Origin of the sequence: Evansella cellulosilytica DSM 2522, assembly GCF_000177235.2 — a bacterium.
Lineage (GTDB): Bacteria > Bacillota > Bacilli > Bacillales > Salisediminibacteriaceae > Evansella > Evansella cellulosilytica.
In genome coordinates this window covers 1,863,757-1,885,197 of sequence record NC_014829.1, presented here as the reverse complement: position 1 = coordinate 1,885,197, position 21,441 = coordinate 1,863,757, and the positions used below count along the sequence as shown (strand labels likewise).

Sequence of the window (21,441 nt, the reverse complement as noted above, 5' to 3'; positions counted from 1 at the left end):
ATAGTACTGGCAACTTAATAAGACCATCCTTTTAAAAATTTTTCTGTACTTTTTTCTCCAAGCTCAATTAGTTCTTTTTTCTCTTCTTCACTTATGGAAAATTGCGTAGCTGCTATTTTATCTACAGGTATGAACACGATATTTTTCTCATGTAACTTAGATATGTGTCTTAGATCATGGGCTTTCCACATCGTTTCTACCATTGAATGTAACATAGAAAAAGCATTACTTACTTCTCGTTGAGAAACCATTTCCATGGAAGGTGTTAGCCTAAAGCCTACTACTGGTCTTTCTGGCTTTTTATTTTCACTATTAGAAAACAACCAAATTGGAAAATTACTGAGGACTCCCCCATCTACTATAACAGAATGCTTTCCATTACTATTTTGCAGTTTAACTGGTTCAAAGAAAAACGGTAAACTACAACTCATTCTAATTGCTCTAGCTACAGAAAAGGTCTCAGGAATAATACCATACCTCTTTAGGTCATCAGGTAACACGAGAAGCTGCCCTGTTGTTATATCCGATGCTACCATCTTTAATGATCCTGGTGGTAAATCATTAAAGGTTTTAACACCTTTCTCCATTAGAACCTCTTCCAACCACTTTTCTAGTAAGGCTCCTTTATATATCCCCATATTACGATATAAGCGAATCCATTTATAAAACTGAAATATAACTCCTGTTCTTTTAGGCTCTAATAATTCTTCCAAATCAAGACCATCTAAAATAGATTCTATTTCATCTACTGTAAAACCAGCTTTAATAAATGCAGCGACGATTGCACCGGCACTTGTACCGGCTAATCTTTCAAATTCAATATTTTCGTTTTTCATTACTCTTAATGCACCAACAAATGAAAATGATTTTATACCACCACCTGCAAATACCCCGTCAACTTTTAACATGGGTATCACCCCCTATTACATTGTAATCACGATTTACAAAAAAATGATTACTAATAAAGGGTAAAAAATATTCATACAAAGACTGACTCAAAAGGTAACAATCAAGGGCATTGAAAAAGTGGTGTTCTTTCCATTTTCCAGTGTCCCTAAGCAATGCGCGTAACCGTCGTAATCGTTAAAAAGCCTGATAGGAGTGGGGTTCTCCTATCAGGCGAGCGATGATCTGTACTTTTTCAGTGCCTTTAAAAATCAACCTCTTGAGTCAACTTCCTTCTAACTCATCATTCTTCTTCTGAACTAAACGCAATTGCTCCACTTGTTCTGGGTTTTCATCAAAATACTGAACTAAGTCTCCAATTCGATCAATTGCATCCCAACTAAGATGGTGTTCGATTCCTTCTACATCCTCGTAAATATTGTCTTTGTCTACTCCAATGATCTTCATAAATTCTTCTAAGAGATCATGGCGATATACTAAACGTTTCCCAATTTTTTTACCTTTAGCTGTTAGCACAAGACCACGATATTTTTCATATACTAAATATTGACTTTTATCTAATTTCTGTACCATTTTTGTTACCGAGGATGGATGTACCTCAAGGGCTTCTGCGATATCAGACACTCTTGCATACCCTTTCTCTTCTATTAATAAGTATATTCTTTCTAAATAATCTTCCATGCTCGGTGTAGGCATGTGGTCCCCTCCAAACTTTTTACGATATACACGAATACATGATCTATGTACTACTTTATATGCTGTTTTATCTATGTAAAATTATACTATAAAACAAATTGTTGTACTAGCTTACGCTAACATAAATGAACTTATAAAGGCAATAAATAAGTCACTTCGTTTAAGGAGCTCATAAAACAATAAACATCGCCAGTGTAGTGAATGGGACGTTTTTTCTCCCTACTACGTGCGTCGATATTTCTAACGCATCGTTTGAAAATTTTCAATCAATCGTAAAAAGACTATGTCAAAGTAGTTACCTCTTCAACATAGTCTTAAGTGATCAAATTTTAAAATTACAATCCACACTTCAGCTGTGCGCTACAGTTTGTGCATGTATTACAACCACCAATATCCTCTACGGTCCCTTTACGACAAACTGGACATGTATCACCAACTTCACTTCCGTAAGTAACAGAAGTGCTTCTTACGTCAGCAATTGTATCCACGAGGACGACTGGCTTCTTTTCCGTATCTTGTTCTGGTTCACCAGCAAGCTCTACAGCATACATATCATTCTCTTCTGCTTTTAGAGTCAGTACTTGTGAATCACGGCTACCGTCGACATATACGGTACCACCTTTTGCTCCACCTTTATATAGACGCTCGTATACCTTTTTTACTTGGTCAACTGTATATCCACGTGGAGCATTTACCGTTTTACTTAAAGAACTGTCTACCCATCGTTGAATAACACATTGTACGTCCGCATGCGCCTCTGGTGAAAGTTCCATACTTGATACAAACCATTCAGGTAGTTCATTTGGATCCGCTTCTGGATGCCGCTCTAAATAAGATTGTAATATTTCTGCCTTTACTTCTATAAATTTCCCAAGACGCCCGCTTCTGAAATAGGAGAATGAAAAGTATGGCTCTAAACCAGTACTTACACCAACCATTGTACCAGTGCTCCCTGTAGGTGCGACTGTTAGTAAATGAGAGTTTCTAATACCATACTGTAGTATCCCTTGTCGAACATCTTCAGGCATTTTTTTCATATAGCCTGTATTAATATACTTCATTCTTAAGTGATTTGTTTCTTGCTCGTTATTACCTACTAAGTATGGGAAACTTCCTTTTTCTTTTGCAAGTTCAATGCTTGTACGATAGGCAGTTGTAGCAATTGTTTCAAAGATTTTATCAACTAACGCATTACCTTCTTCAGATCCATAAACAGTCTCAGTGTATATTAGTAAGTCGTGAAGTCCCATCACACCAAGACCTACACGTCTCTCTCCCTTGGCTTGCTTCGTATTATCTTCAAGGAAATATGGCGTTGCATCAATGACATTATCTTGCATTCTCACACCAGTCGCAACAGTTTGCTCTAGTTTTTTGAAGTCAACAACTTTATTATCTTTATCTGCCATTTCCGCTAAATTGACTGCAGCCAAGTTACATACAGAGTATGGTGCAAGTGGTTGCTCTCCACATGGATTTGTTGCTACTACTTTTTGGCCGTACGCCTTAGCATTTGTCATTTCGTTTGCATTATCAATAAAGAAAATGCCGGGTTCTGCTGAATACGTTGCACAAATATTAATAAGATTCCAAAGCTCTTTCGCTTTAATGTTGCGATAAGTACGTACGCCAAATCCTAATGCTTCCCATTCGCGTACATCCCCGTATTCATGCCACTCACGATTATAGGCTTCCATTTCTTTCTCATTATAATTTTCAACATCTGGAAAACGTAGAGCATAATCTTCATCATTATCAACAGCTTCCATGAATTCTTTCGTAATACATACAGATATATTTGCACCAGTTAGAAACTCCGAATTGTTTACAGAGTATGTCCCACCTGTTGACAATTTTTCTTCAGCTTCCCGAATGATTTTCGGATCAAATCCACCGGTCCCAGGAATATGTTTATAATTAACGATACTTTGATACATTGCTTCATCAAGCTCTGACAAAGGGGTAAAACTTAATTTTTCCTTTATGAGTCTTTGAATTTGTGCATCTTCCGTATTCTCAAGTAGGTATCTAAGAATTCGTGGATTTTGCATCTTCGATATAATAAATTCTAAAATATCAGGATGCCAATCCGCTAGCATTATCATCTGTGCTCCCCTACGCGAGCCACCTTGTTCTACTAAATGTGTTAGCTTTGCTATATCATCTAGCCATGATACAGATCCTGATGATTTACCGTTAACTCCGCGAGCTAATGCGTTCCTCGGTCTCAAAGTAGAGCCATTAGTACCAACGCCACCGCCACGACTCATAATTTCCATTACTTGCTTACGGTGCTCAGAGATTCCTTCTCTAGAATCCGCGACAAAAGGCATCACGTAACAGTTAAAGTACGTCACATCCGTTTCTGCACCAGCTCCATAGAGAACTCGTCCTGCAGGTACGAAGTTCATATTAACAAGTTCGTGATAGAATTTTTCAAATGATTCCACTTGTTTCTGAGGATCCACCTCTACTTCAGCCAAACCACGAGCATTACGCTTTGCTATTTGCTCATAATAGACCTCAAGCGGCTTGTCTATCGTATCAAGAGATCGATCTACTATCCCCGTCTCTTTTTCCTCTGGATCATCTAACACCCCTAAAAATTCATCCTCAACGGCGATCTTCACACGGTTTTCTGGCCAGTTAATATCAACAACAAAACCATAACCACGAGCTGGAAACTTAGGATCTGCCTTAACTGTTAATACGACAAAGTCTCCTATTTTTAATGTTTTTTTCTCGGTGTCTTTAAACGTGTAGCGGTCTAACATAACCAACCTCGATACTCCACTTTGCTTCATTTTCATGTCTGGAGTAATCGGAAATACTTGAGGAAACTGTTCAATGTCTCGGTTTAGCGCCTCAACGTTGATCGTTTTTTCAGACATATACGTAGTCACAGGCCTCCGCTCCCTTTCTACATTTTTTTCATATTTTTATAAATTTCAAGGATCGGTTTCTGTTGTCATGGCAACATATGCCAATCTCATTGATTGCTTGTTTCACTATAGCACACAAAATAAAAGTCATCAATATATAGTGTTCACTTTCACAACAAAAGTACCATATATTGATCTTTGTAGTGATACAAATAAATTTGTCAACTTTTAAAATTGCTAAATTATGATGAAAAATAGAGAAAAACAAAGATCTTTATGTGCTAATTCAGTGTATTAATAAAATTCATCAGTTGTAAAAAATCGACGAATATAGTCGTACGATTTGTCGAACAACGACATAGATTTTCCTCTATCGACAAATTGATATGTTCGTTTTATAAGTTGCTTTGTTTATAAGAAAGAAAAACATTTTTCAAGAAATGAAAAATGTTTTTCATTAGATAATTATTTACTTACATTTTAAAGTTCCAATCGTCAGTGCCATACTTCACCGACACTAAATCTTGTACTTCCCTTTCTTGTTCCTTCGTTAATGAAATAGGGTTCAAGCTAATGTTCAATGCTTTTTCAAAACCGACCTTAAACGCATTCTTCATATCTTCAATTGTAAACTTTTTATTTGTTAAGTCATTTATTGCTACTGCTTTATTCTTGAAAGCTTTTTGCATACGTTCCCTTACCCTTTCATTAGGATACTTAAAAATGTCAAAAAGCTTATCTTCATCCAGCGTTAATATTATCGAACCATGTTGTAATATCACATTCTTTTGCCTCGTCTGTGCACTACCAGCAATTTTTCTACCTTCGACTACTAATTCATACCAAGAGGGCGCATCAAAACAAACTGCTGAGCGCGGACGCTTTAACGCATTCTTCTCTTCATCCGTTCTTGGAATCGAAAATTCAGCATCGAGACCAAGCTCTCTAAAGCCTTCTAGTAACCCTTCCGATATTACACGGTAAGCCTCTGTTACAGTTTCAGGCATTTGCGGGTGGTCTTCTGACACAATGACGCTGTATGTCAGTTCATCTTCATGAAGCACTCCTCTCCCACCAGTAGGTCTTCTTACAAAACCTAACCCATGCTCTTTCACTGCTTTTAAATCAATTTCTTTTTCTACCTTTTGAAAATAACCTACAGATAAAGTTGCTGGGTTCCAACCGTAAAAGCGAATAATTGGCGGTAGTTTTTTTTCTCGATGCCAATCCATTAGCTTCTCATCTAATGCCATATTATAAGCAGGATCTTTATTTTCTGAATCTAGATAAAACCACGTTTCCATATCTCAACCTCACAAACTAATTTAAAATATACGTATTTATCATACATAAAATGAAACAAACTTCAAAGTTACATGCTCAAGTTAAAACCATTTCTAATGAAAGAAATTGAATTTTCTATTGAATCTTAAGCAAATAACATTGCAACTATTACTTTTTCGGTATATCATTTTATAAGTATATATTTATAAAGGAGTGGACCCTCTATGTGGACGTTAATCGTTCTAACATTAATATTAATTATATTTCTCATCTTGCGCATGAAAAAGCCAAGCTATCTAACAACAATGGAGCAAGACGAATTTCGAAAAGATTATAGAAAAGCTCAGCTAATCGATGTTCGTGAAGAAAGGGAATTTAATACTGGTTACATATTAGGTGCTAGAAATATTCCACTCTCTCAAATCCGACAACGAAAAGCAGAGATTAGACCTGACAAGCCTGTGTACTTATACTGTCAAAATGGTACACGCTGTGTCCAAGCTGCAAAATTCCTAAGAAAAAAACGTGGTGTAGAGAATATCGTTATGCTAAAAGGCGGATTTAGAAAGTGGTCAGGAAAAATAAAAAAATAAATGAAATAAAAAATGTTATAACTGCTTCACGAAGCTGTTATAACATTTTTTTTATTTTAGAGGCTGTTCCAATAAGCTATTAATAGTTATGGCAATGGCTTAACACGCCGCACACCCACTTATAGTAAGCTTTATGAGATTCGTCGACTCCTGACATTGCTAAGAGGTTGATCAACCCCTTAAAGTACTAGTGCTCTACTCGCAAACAAAAAAACGCTCATATTAGTAAAGGTTGGAAACCAATACGAGCGTTTTTATGATAGAGAACTTAATCTTCTTTCGTATATCTTAACACCGGTTTTCTTGCAGCTGTTGTCTCGTCAAGTCTATCAATAACTGTGTGATGTGGTGCTTCTTGAACGATTTCCGGTGTTTCCTCCGCTTCTTTAGCAATTTGAATCATCGCATCGATAAATTCATCTAACGTTTCTTTCGATTCCGTTTCTGTAGGTTCAATCATTAAACATTCTTCTACATTTAATGGGAAATAAATCGTTGGTGGATGATAACCAAAGTCCAGTAGTCTTTTAGCAATATCAAGCGTCCTGACCCCTAACCTTTTCTGCCTACGTCCAGATAAAACAAATTCATGCTTACAATGCTGAGTATACGGAGCATCGTAATATGGTTGTAAACGGCGGAACATATAGTTCGCATTAAGAACCGCATGCTCTGATACTTGCCTTAATCCTTCTGGACCCATCGTACGGATATAAGTGTACGCTCTCACATTTATACCAAAATTTCCGTAATAAGGCTTTACTCTTCCGATCGATTGAGGAAGGTTATACTCAAAACGGTACGTCTCTCCATCTTTTACGACAGTCGGCTTTGGTAAAAATGGAATGAGGTCTTTCTTTACTCCTACTGGTCCAGATCCTGGTCCTCCGCCTCCATGAGGTGTTGTAAATGTTTTATGCAAGTTTAAGTGGACAACATCAAATCCCATGTCTCCAGGTCTTGTAATTCCTAAAATCGCATTTGAATTGGCACCATCATAATAAAGCTTCCCGCCAGCGTTATGAACTATCTCAGCCATCTCTACAATCTGCTCTTCAAATAAACCTAGCGTATTTGGGTTCGTTAACATAAGTGCAGCTGTATCTTCTCCGACAACCTCTTTTAAGTGATCTAAATCAACAAGTCCTTTTTCATTCGAACGTACTGTAACCGATTCAAAACCTGCTACAGTTGCAGAAGCAGGGTTCGTTCCATGTGCTGAATCTGGAACGATCACTTTAGTACGATGTGTATCTCCGTTCGCCTCATGAAACGCACGGATCATCATGAGCCCCGTCCATTCACCATGAGCACCTGCAGCTGGTTGAAGCGTCACTTCATCCATACCTGTTATTTCAGCTAGAGAGTTTTGTAAATGATACATTAGCTCTAAAGCACCTTGTATAGTTGATTCCGCTTGATAAGGGTGAATGTGAGCAAAGCCAGGGTATCTCGCCACATCTTCATTTATTTTCGGATTATACTTCATCGTACATGATCCTAATGGATAAAAACCAGAATCAACCCCATGATTACGACGTGAAAGTGCTGTATAATGACGAACGAGTTGCAGTTCTGAAACCTCTGGTAGCTCTGCCGCCTCTTCTCTTTGGAATTGTGATGGTATAAGTTCATCTAAAGCGACTTCAGGGACATCCATTTCAGGCAAGCTATGTCCTATTCTACCTTCTTTACTAATTTCAAAGATTAACGCTTGATCTTGTTGATGAATCATTGTACTCCCCCCAATACCGCTACAAATTTATCAATTTCTTCCTTCGTGCGAAGCTCTGTTACCGTAACGAGCATGAAGTGTCCTTTGTCTGGATAATCACGTGATAAATCGTAACCACCAATTATTTCGTGCGTTAGTAGCTCTTCATTCACTTCTTTAACCGACTTTGGAAGTTTGATGACAAATTCATTAAATGTTGGTGCACTATAGACAATTTTTACTCCTTGACGTCTTAACGATTCTTTAGCATAAGATGCTTTTTGAATGTTTTGTTTCGCCATTTCTTGAACACCGTTTTTCCCTAACGCACTCATTGCAATCGAAGCGCCTAGTGCGTTTAAAGCCTGGTTAGAACAAATGTTACTCGTTGCTTTATCACGACGAATGTGTTGTTCACGGGCTTGAAGCGTCAACACAAAACCACGCTTTCCGTTTTGATCTGTCGTTTGACCAACCAAACGCCCAGGAACTTTACGCATCAATTTCTTTGTTACTGCAAAATAACCACAGTGTGGTCCACCAAGCTGAGTAGGAATACCAAATGGTTGTACATCACCTACCACAACATCTGCTCCAAACTTTCCTGGTGGCTGTAATATACCTAAACTTACCGGATTAGATGAGACGACAAATAGCGCCTTCTCTTTATGAGCAATTTTTTCTATTTCAGTTAAGTCTTCAATATTCCCAAAGAAATTAGGATACTGTACGATCACACTAGCAGTATCATCATTATATTCGTTTGCCAAATGCTCTAGGTCAGTAACACCATTTTTCTCATCTATTTCGATAACTGTTAAGTTTTGGCCTTTTGCATTTGTTTTTAATACTTCTCTTGATTCCGGGTGTACTGTTTTTGATACAAGAATTGTCTTCTTTTTCGTATGTCCTGCACTCATCATCGCTGCTTCTGCTAGTGCTGTTGGGCCATCATACATAGAGGAATTAGCAAGATCCATTCCAGTTAACTCGCTAATCATTGTTTGAAATTCAAAAATTGCTTGTAGCTCCCCCTGTGATATTTCTGGCTGATATGGTGTATATGCTGTATAAAACTCCGAGCGTAGTAACATATGATTTACTACTGAAGGAATATAATGCTCATAAACCCCAGCACCTAAAAAAGATGTATATTGCTTTACATTAATATTTTTATTTGCTAACTTACTCATTTCTTTTACTAATTTCGTCTCATCAAGTGCTTTTTCTATATTCAACTTACCTTTAAAACGAATATCTTCTGGAATATCTCCAAAAAGCTCTTCAATCGTATCAATGCCAATTGTCTTTAACATGGCTTTTTGGTCTTGTTCCGTCATTGGTAAATAACGAAATGTCACTTCCTTCATCCCCTTTAAGTGTTATAGTTTTTAATAATCTGTGTATTTTATACGATATAAGATGACGTACGGAGTCACCAAAGACCGGAAAAACCTATAATATTGTCTATATAGCAGTTTCTATCATTCACCTTTTATAAAATGGCGTTTTAACTACCTTTGCCTTCAGACGTCGCTTTCGAACTTGAACCTCTACTACAGTATCAACTGCTTGAAACTTTTTATCAATTATTGCTAAACCAACATTCTTTTTTAATGTAGGAGATTGTGTCCCTGTTGTTACGAATCCTATCTTTTCTCCATCTTTAAACACTTCATAGTCAGTTCTAGGGATCCCTTTATCAATCATTTCAATGCCAACTAGCTTTCTTTCCGGGCCATCTTCCTTCTGTTGTTTTAGAACGACCTTGCCCAAGAAGTCCTCTTTCTTATCGACCTTAACAGCAAAACCAATTCCAGCTTCAATTGGGCTAATATCCCTTGATAGCTCTTGACCGTAAAGTGGTAGTCTTGCCTCAAACCTCAACGTATCTCTTGCTCCTAATCCACAAGGTTGAATCCCCTCTTCTTTCCCTGCGTCAAGAAGTGCATTCCAAAGAGAAATAGCATCATCAGGTCTACAATAAATTTCGAAACCATCTTCCCCAGTATATCCAGTTCGTGAAATAAGAACATCTTTGTTAGCGACTACTACCCCTTCGCGAAATTTAAAAAACGTGATGGTTGATAGATCTTCTTTCGTTAATTTTTGAGTAATACTTTCTGCTAAAGGGCCTTGCACAGCTATTTGTGCATATTGATTTGAAACATTAATAACTTCTACCTTTTCAGTTGCGTGCTGCTTTAACCATTCATAATCCTTTTCAATATTAGAAGCATTAACAACTAGTAAGTAATGATTGTCTTCTCTTTTATATAAAACAAGATCATCAACTGTACCACCATTTTCATAGCACATCGCATTGTATTGGCAAGCCATATCTTTTAATTTGCTCACATCATTCGTAAGCATTTTTTGTAGAAACGGTAATGCTTCTTGTCCTTTCACTTCAATTTCACCCATGTGTGATACATCGAACAAGCCAGCCTTCGTTCGAACTACTTCATGCTCCTCTTTAATACTAGTAAACTGAACAGGAAGGTCCCATCCACCAAAGTCAATTGTTTTTCCATTATGTTGCTCATAAATGCTAAATAATGGTGTTTGTAATCGTGACATTGCTATCTACCTCCACATATTTTCCATCATTATTCATACCCTTAACATGCTACTATCTTTTTTGTAATATCATACTTTTTAAACGCAAAAAAAGACAGAAACGTGCCTTAAAAAAAACACGTCTCTGTCTTTATTACCTGAGAGTTTTTACTTCCTGAGATTTTTCGTTCAAAGAAGCTAGCCCCTTGGGTGTCTCATAAGAGAATGCAATACATGCGATTAATCTTAATTAGCCCTTTCCAGAGGTGCGTCCAACAAGAGTCTTTTTGCCTGAGAGATTCACGGTTATCGCTTGCTCCTTCGGCGTCGTACTACAGTACGCCCTCTCCCCTTGTTTTCATTCGCATTATGAAATTTTAACTATTAATTCATGAAAAGTACAAATGTCGTTAATACTAGAAAAAGCATTTTTTAAGTAAGAGCAATAATTATTATTCGGTAATTCACAAATATTCATAAAATAGTCATCTTTTAATATTTACATCGTACCACTTTTCTTTTTTCCCTGGCAATACTCACTTTTATTTTTTTCAAAGTTTAATCGTCATACATTTGCTAACACTGATGATATATTGGTTTTACTCATGGAAGGAGGAGTATGGATAATGTTACCAAAAATACATTTCGATGACGAATGGGCAAAAAACTTTCTTGACTCTATAGAAAATAACAGATCATTAAGCAATTGGACGAAATATAACATGGCCCTACAAGCTGGTAAAGAACGCTTAATTGATAACTTTCATGGATTAGAAGCAACAAAGCATTTACCTAACTTAACGATATATCCTCATCAATACGAAACAGCACAGAAAGTAATCGAAAAGATGAACGGAAAAGCTGTATTAGCTGATGAGGTTGGATTAGGTAAAACGATAGAGGCTGGGCTCATCTTAAAGGAATATATGATTAGAGGCTTAGTAAAAAAAGTGTTAATCCTCGTACCAGCCTCTCTTGTTACGCAATGGTGCACGGAATTAAATAATAAGTTTTTCATCCCTGCCATTGAGCAACGAAAAAAGCCCGCATGGGAACATGTAGATATTACGGTAACTTCCATCGATACCGCTAAACGTGAGCCTCATGCATCCGTCATTCAAGATATTGACTATGACTTTATCATTGTTGATGAAGCGCATAAGTTAAAAAATAAAAATACAAAAAACTACCAGTTTGTCAGGAGTTTAAAAAAGAAGTTTTGCTTACTATTAACAGCAACACCAGTACAAAACAGATTAAGCGAAGTATTTCACTTAATCTCACTTCTTAAACCAGGATATTTAGGTGCAGAATCAAGCTTTGAAGAAAAATATAAAGAAAATCATGAAAAGCTGAATGAACTCATTCAAAAAGTAATGATTAGAAACCGCAGATCTGACTCTGATATGGATTGGCCAAAAAGAATCGTAGAGACGGTACCTATTACATTTACTGAGGAAGAAAGAGCATTATATGACGCTGTTAGTGAATTAAAAAACAAATATAGTAAACATGGCGTTGCGCAAGGCATTACTTTTACAACACTAACATTGCAACGGGAAGTATGTTCGAGCCGTGAATCGGCATTTATGACATTAAAGAATCTTATAGAGCAATATGGAAGTCACCCTGAAATTATAGAAGATTTATGTGCTATAGCAGAAAAAATAAATGCGGTACAAACTAATTCTAAAGCAGAGCAAGTCTTAAAGCTTATCCAACAATCTGATGATAAAGTGATTATTTTTACAGAGTACAGAGCTACTCAACTTTATTTACAATGGTTTCTGGCCCAAAATGGTATTAAATCTGTCCCATTTAGAGGTGGATTCAAACGAAGTAAAAAAGATTGGATGAAACAATTATTTAAAGATCAAGCACAAGTATTAATCGCAACTGAAGCTGGTGGAGAAGGAATTAATCTACAATTTTGTCACCGAATGATTAACTATGATTTACCTTGGAATCCTATGCGAATAGAACAAAGGATCGGTAGAATTCATAGGCTTGGACAAGAAAAAGATGTAGAAATTTATAATTTTGCGGTGAAGGACACTGTAGAAGACCATATTCTAAAGCTCCTTTATAAGAAGATAGGGCTTTTTGAGGGTGTTATCGGTAAGTTAGACGATATTTTAGAGAAATTTTCAGACAATCAGTTAGAAGAGCATGTTTCTAACATTTTACTTCACTCTCATTCAGAGGGAGAAGTTCGTGTTAAAATGGATAACCTCACTTCAATTTTAGCCCAATAAGGAAACGCAAGCTTTTGCTAGCAAAGCTATGAAGACATTCTATTGAGAATACTCTAGTACATGTGACTTTTTCTACCTTTAGTTAAAGGAGGTAATAAATGTGGATCAACTTGAAATTCACAACTACTTAAAGCAATTTTTCACAGAAAATGACAGCACTATTATCGATGAATCTAAAGGCCATTTACACATACAACTATCCATTGATATGGATAAAGCGTTAATGAATAGACCGTTTTATTGGCACTACACTGAAAAAATTGGCGGTGTACCGAATCCAATGAAACTTACCCTTATTACTAATTCTAATGAAGCACCTACTGATCTAAAAGGAGAGCTGATACACTTTGGCTCTCCTAGACTACACCAAATTTTTCAAACAGCACAAGATCGTGGAAGTCACGCCGTACTTTACGAATCTATTGATACAAATGGAACATCAACCCCGTTAAAGCCGTGGTTGATTATCAATGGGTCTGTATCATACCGTTGTGACCATAAAATGGATCAGTTTTTTTCAATAGGTTTAAGCTTAATTACAGGTGAAATGATCCATGACATTCACGCTAAGATTGAGCAAAAACAATTCCAAGATCAAATTCCTAATTATTGTTTTACAATGACCCCGATTATAAAGCCTAAATCAGGGGTAGAAAGAATAAAAAACTATATTCTAGAAGTCGAAGAAGCGAAAGAGCACGGATGGGCATCTGAAGCATTGAAGAGACTAAAAGAAGATGAACAATTGTTAGAAGGCTTTTATATTGATGATGAAAGGGAGGAAACATACCATCAAGAAAAATCAGCTATAAAAGCACAGTACGAACCGAGTATCCATATTTCCGTTATAAATGGGGGCTTATTTTACTTTTCTAATCACCCACTAACGTAACCGCCAATATACGAGGAATACTTCTATAAACCAGTAATAGTTCTTCAAAACCCTATATAAATTGATTTTTATGAAATAAGAGGCTATCCCAAAAGGTCATTGAAAATGACTTTAGAGGGAGAGCCTCTCTTTTTTTTACTGTTTTATCTATACTATAGAATAGTAGTGGGTCAAATTAGCCCACCTTTTTGCCTTTTTTTAGTGTTCTTTGATCTTTGTCTTGTACATGGGTTTCCCATTTTAGGAAGTTATGGTTAATACTAAGAAACTCGAAAAGCGATTGGTGGAGTGCTAAAGATCCACTGGGAGTTTTTCCTGAGGAAGCTGAAGCACTCTTTACCTGCGACGAGTATTCGAAGGAGCAATACCCGCGGAAAGCGTCTGCCTATAGCGGTTCGAGCACTTTATAGTAATTACCAGAAAACAGAGAGAGGCTACCCAAAGTTTAAACTTTTGGGACAGCCTCTCTTAATCAAAAATAAGTACATACTTAATCAAGCTTACGCTTACGAAATGTTTGTGAAATTGCAAACGGGATTAACCCAAACAACCGATTACTTGGCGGCAGTTTTGCTTTCCGTTTTTCTTCTTTCTTTGCCTTTCTTTCTTCCACGGGCTGGTCTACATAAGCAACAAACTGTTCAGTAACGTATTTTACATAGTCGTTTGTTTTCATGTTCATCACACTTCTTTCGTGTTTCATGGTACATTTACATTTTCTCCAAACAAATTCGTAATTATACTTAGAAAGAAAGTAAATAACGACTTCAAAAAGCTGTTATTTATGCTTTTTTAAAGCGGAGGACTTTCGCGCATCTCAGAATGTAGTAATAAATGTTCTTCTAGGGCCACTAAAAGCACTTAAATTCAAAGGGTATACTAATAAATATAAGGTTGTTTGAATATAGAAGTTGATGAGACCTGTGCAAACTCGCTTTCCGCGGGCGGCTGGTGAGCCTCCTTGATGCTTTGCAGCGTTGCTTTGTCGCTAATGCTTCGAGTTGTCTCGACGGATACGCTCCGTAGCATATGCTCGTAGAGGAAGAGACAGTAACCTCGCTTGCTCCAGTCTCATCAATCCGTTCTTAAATTATAGATTATGAATATTAATACACGATACAATCATGATTTTTACTTTTTCAGTGGCCTCGTGTTCTTTCACTTTTTCCGTGCCTATAAATTCTCACTAGTACGCACGGCGGAAAAATTTCACTGCCAATTTTAAGCTTTCTTATCTTTTGAACATAGACTTTCCTTTATAAGCTGCACAGTTTCTTCCATCTCAGCAACTTCTGAAATAACAATATTCGCTTCTTTGTATAGTGGAAGTCTTTTTGTATATCTCTCCTTTAGTGCATCCCTTCCAAACTTTGTGATTGGACGATTTGGATCATCTTGGATTCTTTCATAAATTTTTTCGAACGGTACATCTAAAAATACAATAGTACCGGAGTTTTTCATTATCTCGATGTTTTCTCGCCTTTCAACAATACCACCACCAGTTGCTATAATTGTACCGTTTCGATGGCATGACTTTAATGCTTCTGTCTCTCTCCTTCTGAAACCATCTTCACCAAACTGTTCAAAGATGTCAGGAATAGACAATTGACTTTTTTCGCTTATTAGCTCATCTAAATCAATAAATGGTGCTCCAGCTTCCTTGGCAAGCAGCTGACCTATTGTTGTTTTCCCTGCTCCCATAAATCCAATAAGATAAATATTTTTCAATGGACACCTACTCCTTCTACCCAATTTGTAACGTATTTTGTGTATGGATCATATAAAAACCTTGCATTTCTTTCGCTCCCATTATTCAGTTTTGCTTTTAGTACGACTTTTTTATATGCATTTTCATCTGTAATTTGATAATGAACGGTCCCATTAAAAAAATCAAGCGTTCCATAACGCAATTGTATGTCAGTATCCTCATTAAGTAAAAAAACGACTTCATTTGCACTATTTAGTAGTAGAGCATTTAAATCATTCCATTCCTTTTCTAAAGTCAAAAAATTTTTTTCTGTTTCGTAAAGCGCAACAAAATGTATAAATGTATACGATAATATAAAAAGTATTACAATGACTAATAAAAGCGCTATCCCTTTCTCACACCTCCACTTAACCATCACTATACCCCCAAGGTAAAAAAGATGGATGTACAATTGTAGAATGAAGTGTAGCACCATTCTTACTAGTCAATGTAATAACGATACCGTAATCAAAGGATTGCACATTCATACTTTTTACATTTTGAAGATAGACTTCATGACCTGTTCTATTCACCCTACGTCGAACCTTGTCCTGATACATTTCAAACTGAATTGTGCTGTTATCTGTTGGCCGATTAAAATATAAAATTGTATTATTGTGATTTGTCCAAAATGAGTCACCATTTCGAAAATCTAGTTGAAGTTGAGCTAAAAATAAAATGTGTTCTTCGTAACTAATCATATCCTCTTGTTTTTGATTTAATAGGGAAAAAACAACTGGTAAAATGGATACAATTAACATAAATATAGAAAAGCTTATTAAAACTTCAAATAAGGTCATACCTACTGGCTTACCTCTTAATACTTGATAAACACCTTTCATAGCTTCTCCCATTCCCTCCAACCCACTGTAAACACAAGCGTTCATCCTGAGGTTGTTGATTAAGAAATAATTCAAACGTTATACCTTGTAGTTCTAAAAATTGAGGGAGTTCTTCACCTAAAATAAAGTAGTCATAATATGTCTCCTGTAGCAAGTGTTCGGCAACCCTCTCTTGCCTGATTGCCTTTCTTTCCTCTTGAACAGTAATGATCGCAGGGATTAATGAAATGGCTGTTAACGAAAAAATAGTTAAGGCCACCATCACTTCGACTAGTGTATAACCTTTACCATTTCTCAATGTAAAACCTCCCTCTAACAAATTGAAAGACAAGCATGTACGTATCATCTTTATAGTAAAAAAGAATAGTACCAGAAAATGAAATCGTACCTGTAGGAAGAAAGCGTAATGAAGTATAGTCTAAACTTCCCCTCCTAACTGATAACCCTTTAGGGAATGGTCGTTTCACCTTCATTGTCATATTACTACGTATGAAGTATGCTTCCTCTTCAGGACTAAAGATGAAACGGACAATTTCGCCATGAATCATTGCATGAAGCTGAGATTCATATAAATCCTTTTCTAATAATTCGAAGAAGTAATCTACATCCTTACTTCTTACTGAGTTAGAAAAGTGCGGAATTGAAACTAGCAAAAATGATGTGATTAACAATAATACGATGAGTATTTCAATTAATGTATAACCACCACTACAATCTGTCCATTCTTTCCTCATTTATCTAAGTCGGATAATGTTAATACTTTCCCATCTGGACAAGTAATTGAATCAACATACTTATCATCAACTAACTTTTGAATATCAGTTAGTTTGTTTCCTGTTTCTATTTCATAGGCATACACTTGTGCTTTCAATAAATCTTTTGTAGCTTCACAGCCCTTTTCAATTGCTATATCACGGTTTTTCGCTAAATTCGGAACAGCAATTAGAAGTAAAATTGAAATAATAATTAAAACAATGAGCATTTCTATAAGTGTAAACCCCGATTGTGTTAATAAGTGTTTCGTTTTTTTCTTTAATAGTTTCATTTTATTCCTCTCACTTTCTGATTAAATGATTTGATTTTTCATTATAATGAACGTATTATTAAATTAAACAATTTACTGATAGGAGGACATTTCTTTGCATGATCACCACCTTTATCTCCAACTAATTGATGAATTCAAGGATAAGCTCGGTAGACCACTAACAAGTACAGAATTAGATTTTTTACAATGGGTAAGTTTGGCGGAGAAAAAAAGTCAAGATAATACGGTGTGCTAGCCCCTTCCAGTTTGGTAGGGGTTTTTTGTAACCGTTACCAACCGTCCACAATATTAAAAATGGGTACCATAATGGATAAAAATAAGACAAGTACAATTAATCCAATGACACTAACAATAACAGGCTGTGCAACGGATATGACTTTATAAATTTTTTCCTGCTGCTTGTTATAAATAAAGTTACCAAACCTTTCAAACTCCTCACCTAACTTACCTTTTGATTCTCCTAAATAAATAACTGCTGTTAATCTCTCATCATAAATACCTCGTTCTTTAATAATCTGTTGTAATGAATAACCATCTAGCAACTTCCCTATCATCGCACTAGCTTCTATTTGTAAAAATTTCATATGGCTGCTTTCTACAATAACTTTCAATGCGTTATATAGAGAAAAACCATTCTTTAGTAATGGTGATAGCTGTGTGACAAAAGAGTACGTCAAATAAGTTGAAGTCACGTTTCTAATGACAGGATATTTACAAAGAAGGCTATATCTATCTTCTATAGACTTTTTATTAAACCAAATTAGCACACTACACAAAATAAGGAGAAAAAAGATAATAAAAGGAAGTTGTAGAAAGGAAAGTAGAAACATGACAAGTCGTGTAATAATCGGGAGTTCTTGTCCAGAAGATTCAAAAAAGAATGTGAGTTGAGGGAATATACCTTCCGACAGAATAGTAATCATAATCAAGAGTAATGTAAATAAGAACAGGGGATAAGTAAGAAGTTTTTGACTTTTCTTTTTTAAATCATGTTTATTCTTTAATAACTTGCTTGTTGTGAACAAAGCATTTATTAAGTCACCATATTTTTCAGATAAGTAAAGATAGCTAACGACCTCCGTTGAAAAAGCAGCACTCTTTAATTGAGATGAGAAATCTTCTCCTTCCACTAGTGCGATATAAATGCTTTCACACCAAGCTTTTTGATAAGTTGTACTATACTCCATTATTAATTGAATTGATTCAGCAAGGCTATATCCATCTGTCATTAATAAGTACATTTGATATAACCATTCACTACGTTCTAAATCATTTTTAAAAGCTTTTTTCAATCGCCTATCCCTCCTTTTCCAAATCGAAAATACTCATACTCATGAACAAACCCTAAAGCTATACTTTTACTTATTAATTCGTTTAGTGTCTTGATTTTTTTTGCACCTGGGAGTTCATGCATATATTGTACTATCTCTCCTTCCAATATTTCATAAATAGCCGCTCTTCTCCGCAACCTCCTTTTTTTACAGTGAGAATGACAAGACATGCCACAATAAGGGCATACTACATCAACTAATCGTTGTGCAATGATTGCTGTTACTGTTTCTTGAAGGTCTACTTGTCGAACCCCTAATTCTAATAGTCTGTTAAGCGCTGTCTTCGTACACTTACTATGAAGTGTAGAAAATACAAGGTGTCCAGTTAATGAAGCTCTAATAGCCATCTGAGCTGTTTCACTATCTCTAATTTCACCTAGCATAATAACGTCAGGGTCATGTCGTAATAAACTCCTTAGGCCAACAGAGTAGGTTACCCCAGCTCTTTCATTAATTTCCATCTGTAAAAAGTGGTCATGTTTTTGCTCAATTGGATCTTCTAAAGTAATAATGTTTCGTTTTAAATTAAAGCTACATGTGTGTAATAAGGAGTATAAAGTAGTCGTTTTTCCAGAACCCGTTGGACCACAAATAATGATTAACCCACTCGGGGCTTGAATAAGATTTAATATTTTTTTCGCTTGTCCTGGAAATAAAGAAAGTTGATGTAGTGTTTGATGATCTTTAAGAGGAAATAAACGGATCACTAATGTCTCGTAACTTGTAGATGGAAATGTAGATAGCCTCATCGCATATAGTTTGTTTAGTAACGGTATTTCAAGAGAGCTAGTTTGTGGTCTCCGTTTTTCACCAATATCCATTCCTGAAATGAATTTCAAATAACTAATAATACGTTGTAATAAGTTTAGAGGGAGTGTTTCCATATCTACTAGTTTTCCATCAATTCGGTATCGTACCAAACCATTTTTCTTCATAGGTATAAAGTGAACATCTGAAGCGGTGTAAGATAGTGCATTTAATAATAATGCTTTCGTTTTTCGCTCTACATCCATAATGCATTAATCACCTTCTTATACATTTTTTGTTAACACTGCATTATATTCGACACAATGAACAAACCTCCTTTTTATTTCTACAAAAAATGTATATTTTTTTTAAAAAGTGAAAAGATACTACTACAATCTTGTTGGGATGTAGCCAAGTGGTAAGGCAACGGACTTTGACTTCGTTATGCGCAGGTTCGAATCCTGCCATCCCAGCCATTAAAGCACTTATTCAGAGAAATGTTATATTCCATATAGGCAATAAAAAAACGGAAAACTGGCTTGTCCAAGTTTTCCGTTTTATTTATACTATTTTAATGTATTAACATCCTCTTTGATTTTTTCTTTCGCTTCCTCTATTTCATTTACGACTTCTTGAGCAAGTTCTTTCCCGTCTTCAACTCCTGATTTAATCACGCTTTTAACATCCTCGGATACTTCCTCTCCTGTTGATGTAGCTTTCTCTTTAAATTGTTGCGTTTTATCTGAAAGCCGCTCCCATTGATCTTTTGCAAGTTGCCCATACTCACTTCCTTTTTCAACTGCTGTGTTTTTTAACTCTATCGTTTTATTTTTAGCACTCACTGCTTTTTCATTAATATCAGAACGCAATTCCTTCCCTGATTTTGGCGCATATAACATTGCAGTCGCAGCTCCAATAATACCTCCAACAACAGCCCCTATTAGAAAATCTTTCGTATCAATCTTACTCATGATAAAACCTCCTAAAGTTTTTTGATAATGTTTCTATTCCTTATTTACTACTATGTTAAACTAGTTTGTTGACAATTTCACGGAAAAGCCCTTCAGATGTTCACAAAATTGTGCGATAGAAACTCCTCTTTTACAGTTTATAATGGTGTTAATACATTTATTTTAGCAAAACACTAGGAGTGATAAATCATGGAACAACAAACGTTAAAAATTACTGGAGTATTATCTGACCCTACTCGTTTCTCTATTTATCAATATGTTGCAAGACAGCATAGAGATGTGACAGTACAAGAAATTGCGGATACATTTAATATTCACGCGAACGTCGCTCGTCTACATCTTACAAAGCTAGAGGATGTCAATATGCTCGTTTCCGATACAAAAAAGACTGGGAAAGGTGGTAGACCTAGTAGATTTTATACCCTTTCTAATGAAGTAGTGAGTCTACAATTTCCATACCGTGACTTTCAACGTTTGTCTGAAATTGCAATTGAAACTTTATCATCACTTGGTAAAGAAGGAGAAAAAGCTCTAGTTGAAACTGGAAGGAAATTTGGTTTTGAATCAGCAAAATCATTTGTTCATTCCCTAGACCAGAACGCTGAGGAAATGAGCCCGAGAGAAAAAGTTGCTTTCATTGAAAAAGTTGCTATAACACAAGGGCTGAGTCCAGAAATACATTATGATGATGAAAACAAAGAAATCGTATTTCGCATTTACAATTGTACGTTTAAAGAACTAGCAAAAGACAACTTTGGTATTTGCAGAATGCATCACGCTCTAATAAACGGTATCTTTGAATACTTTTTTGGAGATATTAAACTAAAGAATGAATCAAGTCTCTTACAAAAAAATGAAATAACATGTACGTATACTACCATTGTTTTACCTAAAGGTGAATAACTACAGTACACTTATAGTATTTATCTCGTATATTATTTACGAGATAAATACGTACCTTTTTTTCTTATTAAACG

At 35.9% G+C, this 21,441-nt stretch carries 22 protein-coding genes, 1 tRNA gene and 1 riboswitch; of the genes, 6 read left to right on the top strand and 17 right to left on the bottom strand.

Features of this window, described 5'->3' with window-relative positions; all coding sequences use genetic code 11:
• Window positions 1-14 precede the first annotated feature (14 nt).
• From BCELL_RS08530 to BCELL_RS08515, 4 genes are all read right to left on the bottom strand, one after another.
• Window positions 15-908 (bottom strand): patatin-like phospholipase family protein, encoded by an 894-nt coding sequence (locus BCELL_RS08530; RefSeq protein WP_013488293.1) that lies wholly within the window; start codon window positions 906-908, stop codon window positions 15-17.
• A gap of 262 nt (window positions 909-1,170) precedes the next feature.
• The gene (gene mntR / locus BCELL_RS08525) at window positions 1,171-1,602 is read right to left on the bottom strand and encodes a transcriptional regulator MntR (RefSeq protein ID WP_013488292.1); all 432 of its coding nucleotides are present in this window, start codon (window positions 1,600-1,602) and stop codon (window positions 1,171-1,173) included.
• A gap of 335 nt (window positions 1,603-1,937) precedes the next feature.
• Entirely contained in the window at window positions 1,938-4,493 is a 2,556-nt protein-coding gene (locus BCELL_RS08520; protein WP_425357459.1) for a vitamin B12-dependent ribonucleotide reductase, read from the bottom strand.
• A 464-nt stretch (window positions 4,494-4,957) separates the two neighbouring features.
• Window positions 4,958-5,788, bottom strand: coding sequence for a lipoate--protein ligase family protein (locus tag BCELL_RS08515; RefSeq protein ID WP_013488290.1), 831 nt, complete (start codon window positions 5,786-5,788; stop codon window positions 4,958-4,960).
• A gap of 204 nt (window positions 5,789-5,992) precedes the next feature.
• On the opposite strand from BCELL_RS08515, the gene BCELL_RS08510 reads away from it, so the two are divergent.
• Window positions 5,993-6,361, top strand: coding sequence for a rhodanese-like domain-containing protein (locus BCELL_RS08510; protein ID WP_013488289.1), 369 nt, complete (start codon window positions 5,993-5,995; stop codon window positions 6,359-6,361).
• 268 nt (window positions 6,362-6,629) lie between these two features.
• Here BCELL_RS08510 and gcvPB read toward each other — a convergent pair whose 3' ends face one another.
• The 3 genes from gcvPB to gcvT form a co-directional block, all read right to left on the bottom strand.
• Window positions 6,630-8,096: an aminomethyl-transferring glycine dehydrogenase subunit GcvPB gene (gene gcvPB, locus BCELL_RS08505; protein ID WP_013488288.1), complete on the bottom strand. Its 1,467-nt coding sequence runs from the start codon at window positions 8,094-8,096 to the stop codon at window positions 6,630-6,632.
• Window positions 8,093-9,436 (bottom strand): aminomethyl-transferring glycine dehydrogenase subunit GcvPA, encoded by a 1,344-nt coding sequence (gene gcvPA / locus BCELL_RS08500; RefSeq protein ID WP_013488287.1) that lies wholly within the window; start codon window positions 9,434-9,436, stop codon window positions 8,093-8,095. The genes gcvPB and gcvPA overlap by 4 nt, the downstream gene beginning before the upstream one ends.
• Before the next feature lie 127 nt (window positions 9,437-9,563).
• Window positions 9,564-10,655 (bottom strand): glycine cleavage system aminomethyltransferase GcvT, encoded by a 1,092-nt coding sequence (gene gcvT, locus BCELL_RS08495; RefSeq protein WP_013488286.1) that lies wholly within the window; start codon window positions 10,653-10,655, stop codon window positions 9,564-9,566.
• A 248-nt stretch (window positions 10,656-10,903) separates the two neighbouring features.
• A riboswitch (glycine riboswitch) is annotated at window positions 10,904-10,996 on the bottom strand.
• 264 nt (window positions 10,997-11,260) lie between these two features.
• On the opposite strand from gcvT, the gene BCELL_RS08490 reads away from it, so the two are divergent.
• Window positions 11,261-12,889, top strand: a complete 1,629-nt coding sequence (locus tag BCELL_RS08490) for a DEAD/DEAH box helicase (protein ID WP_013488285.1) — start codon at window positions 11,261-11,263, stop codon at window positions 12,887-12,889.
• Between the two features lie 100 nt (window positions 12,890-12,989).
• Complete coding sequence (locus BCELL_RS08485; RefSeq protein ID WP_013488284.1) at window positions 12,990-13,781, top strand: YqhG family protein; 792 nt, start codon at window positions 12,990-12,992, stop codon at window positions 13,779-13,781.
• 490 nt (window positions 13,782-14,271) lie between these two features.
• Here the strand turns inward: BCELL_RS08485 and BCELL_RS08480 are convergent, their stop codons facing one another.
• The 7 genes from BCELL_RS08480 to comGC form a co-directional block, all read right to left on the bottom strand.
• On the bottom strand, window positions 14,272-14,457 hold the full coding sequence (locus BCELL_RS08480) for a YqzE family protein (RefSeq protein WP_041808773.1): 186 nt from the start codon (window positions 14,455-14,457) through the stop codon (window positions 14,272-14,274).
• A 545-nt stretch (window positions 14,458-15,002) separates the two neighbouring features.
• Window positions 15,003-15,509, bottom strand: coding sequence for a shikimate kinase (locus tag BCELL_RS08475; RefSeq protein WP_013488282.1), 507 nt, complete (start codon window positions 15,507-15,509; stop codon window positions 15,003-15,005).
• On the bottom strand, window positions 15,506-15,904 hold the full coding sequence (comGG, locus tag BCELL_RS08470) for a competence type IV pilus minor pilin ComGG (protein ID WP_013488281.1): 399 nt from the start codon (window positions 15,902-15,904) through the stop codon (window positions 15,506-15,508). The genes BCELL_RS08475 and comGG overlap by 4 nt, the downstream gene beginning before the upstream one ends.
• Window positions 15,897-16,382, bottom strand: coding sequence for a competence type IV pilus minor pilin ComGF (gene comGF, locus BCELL_RS08465; RefSeq protein ID WP_157184183.1), 486 nt, complete (start codon window positions 16,380-16,382; stop codon window positions 15,897-15,899). Before comGF ends, comGG begins: the two co-directional genes overlap by 8 nt.
• Window positions 16,339-16,668 carry a type II secretion system protein gene (locus BCELL_RS08460; protein ID WP_013488279.1) on the bottom strand — a complete coding sequence of 110 codons (330 nt, stop codon included), beginning with the start codon at window positions 16,666-16,668 and terminating at the stop codon, window positions 16,339-16,341. The genes comGF and BCELL_RS08460 overlap by 44 nt, the downstream gene beginning before the upstream one ends.
• A complete protein-coding gene (comGD, locus tag BCELL_RS08455; protein ID WP_013488278.1) occupies window positions 16,655-17,104 on the bottom strand; it encodes a competence type IV pilus minor pilin ComGD in 450 nt (149 codons plus the stop codon). Before comGD ends, BCELL_RS08460 begins: the two co-directional genes overlap by 14 nt.
• Window positions 17,101-17,415, bottom strand: coding sequence for a competence type IV pilus major pilin ComGC (gene comGC, locus BCELL_RS08450; protein ID WP_013488277.1), 315 nt, complete (start codon window positions 17,413-17,415; stop codon window positions 17,101-17,103). Before comGC ends, comGD begins: the two co-directional genes overlap by 4 nt.
• A 94-nt stretch (window positions 17,416-17,509) precedes the next feature.
• Here comGC and BCELL_RS22495 point away from each other — a divergent pair, with 94 nt between their 5' ends.
• Complete coding sequence (locus BCELL_RS22495; RefSeq protein WP_013488276.1) at window positions 17,510-17,650, top strand: hypothetical protein; 141 nt, start codon at window positions 17,510-17,512, stop codon at window positions 17,648-17,650.
• Window positions 17,651-17,684: 34 nt separating this feature from the next.
• Here the strand turns inward: BCELL_RS22495 and comGB are convergent, their stop codons facing one another.
• Both comGB and comGA read right to left on the bottom strand, forming a co-directional pair.
• A complete protein-coding gene (gene comGB / locus BCELL_RS08445; RefSeq protein WP_013488275.1) occupies window positions 17,685-18,707 on the bottom strand; it encodes a competence type IV pilus assembly protein ComGB in 1,023 nt (340 codons plus the stop codon).
• Window positions 18,704-19,759, bottom strand: a complete 1,056-nt coding sequence (gene comGA / locus BCELL_RS08440) for a competence type IV pilus ATPase ComGA (protein ID WP_013488274.1) — start codon at window positions 19,757-19,759, stop codon at window positions 18,704-18,706. Before comGA ends, comGB begins: the two co-directional genes overlap by 4 nt.
• A 135-nt stretch (window positions 19,760-19,894) precedes the next feature.
• Here comGA and BCELL_RS08435 point away from each other — a divergent pair.
• A tRNA-Gln gene (locus BCELL_RS08435) sits at window positions 19,895-19,969 on the top strand.
• Between the two features lie 90 nt (window positions 19,970-20,059).
• Here the strand turns inward: BCELL_RS08435 and BCELL_RS08430 are convergent.
• Window positions 20,060-20,464: a YtxH domain-containing protein gene (locus BCELL_RS08430; RefSeq protein ID WP_013488273.1), complete on the bottom strand. Its 405-nt coding sequence runs from the start codon at window positions 20,462-20,464 to the stop codon at window positions 20,060-20,062.
• 189 nt (window positions 20,465-20,653) lie between these two features.
• Between BCELL_RS08430 and BCELL_RS08425 the strand changes: the two genes are divergently transcribed.
• Window positions 20,654-21,367 (top strand): helix-turn-helix transcriptional regulator, encoded by a 714-nt coding sequence (locus BCELL_RS08425; RefSeq protein ID WP_013488272.1) that lies wholly within the window; start codon window positions 20,654-20,656, stop codon window positions 21,365-21,367.
• The last annotated feature ends 74 nt before the right edge of the window (window positions 21,368-21,441 follow it).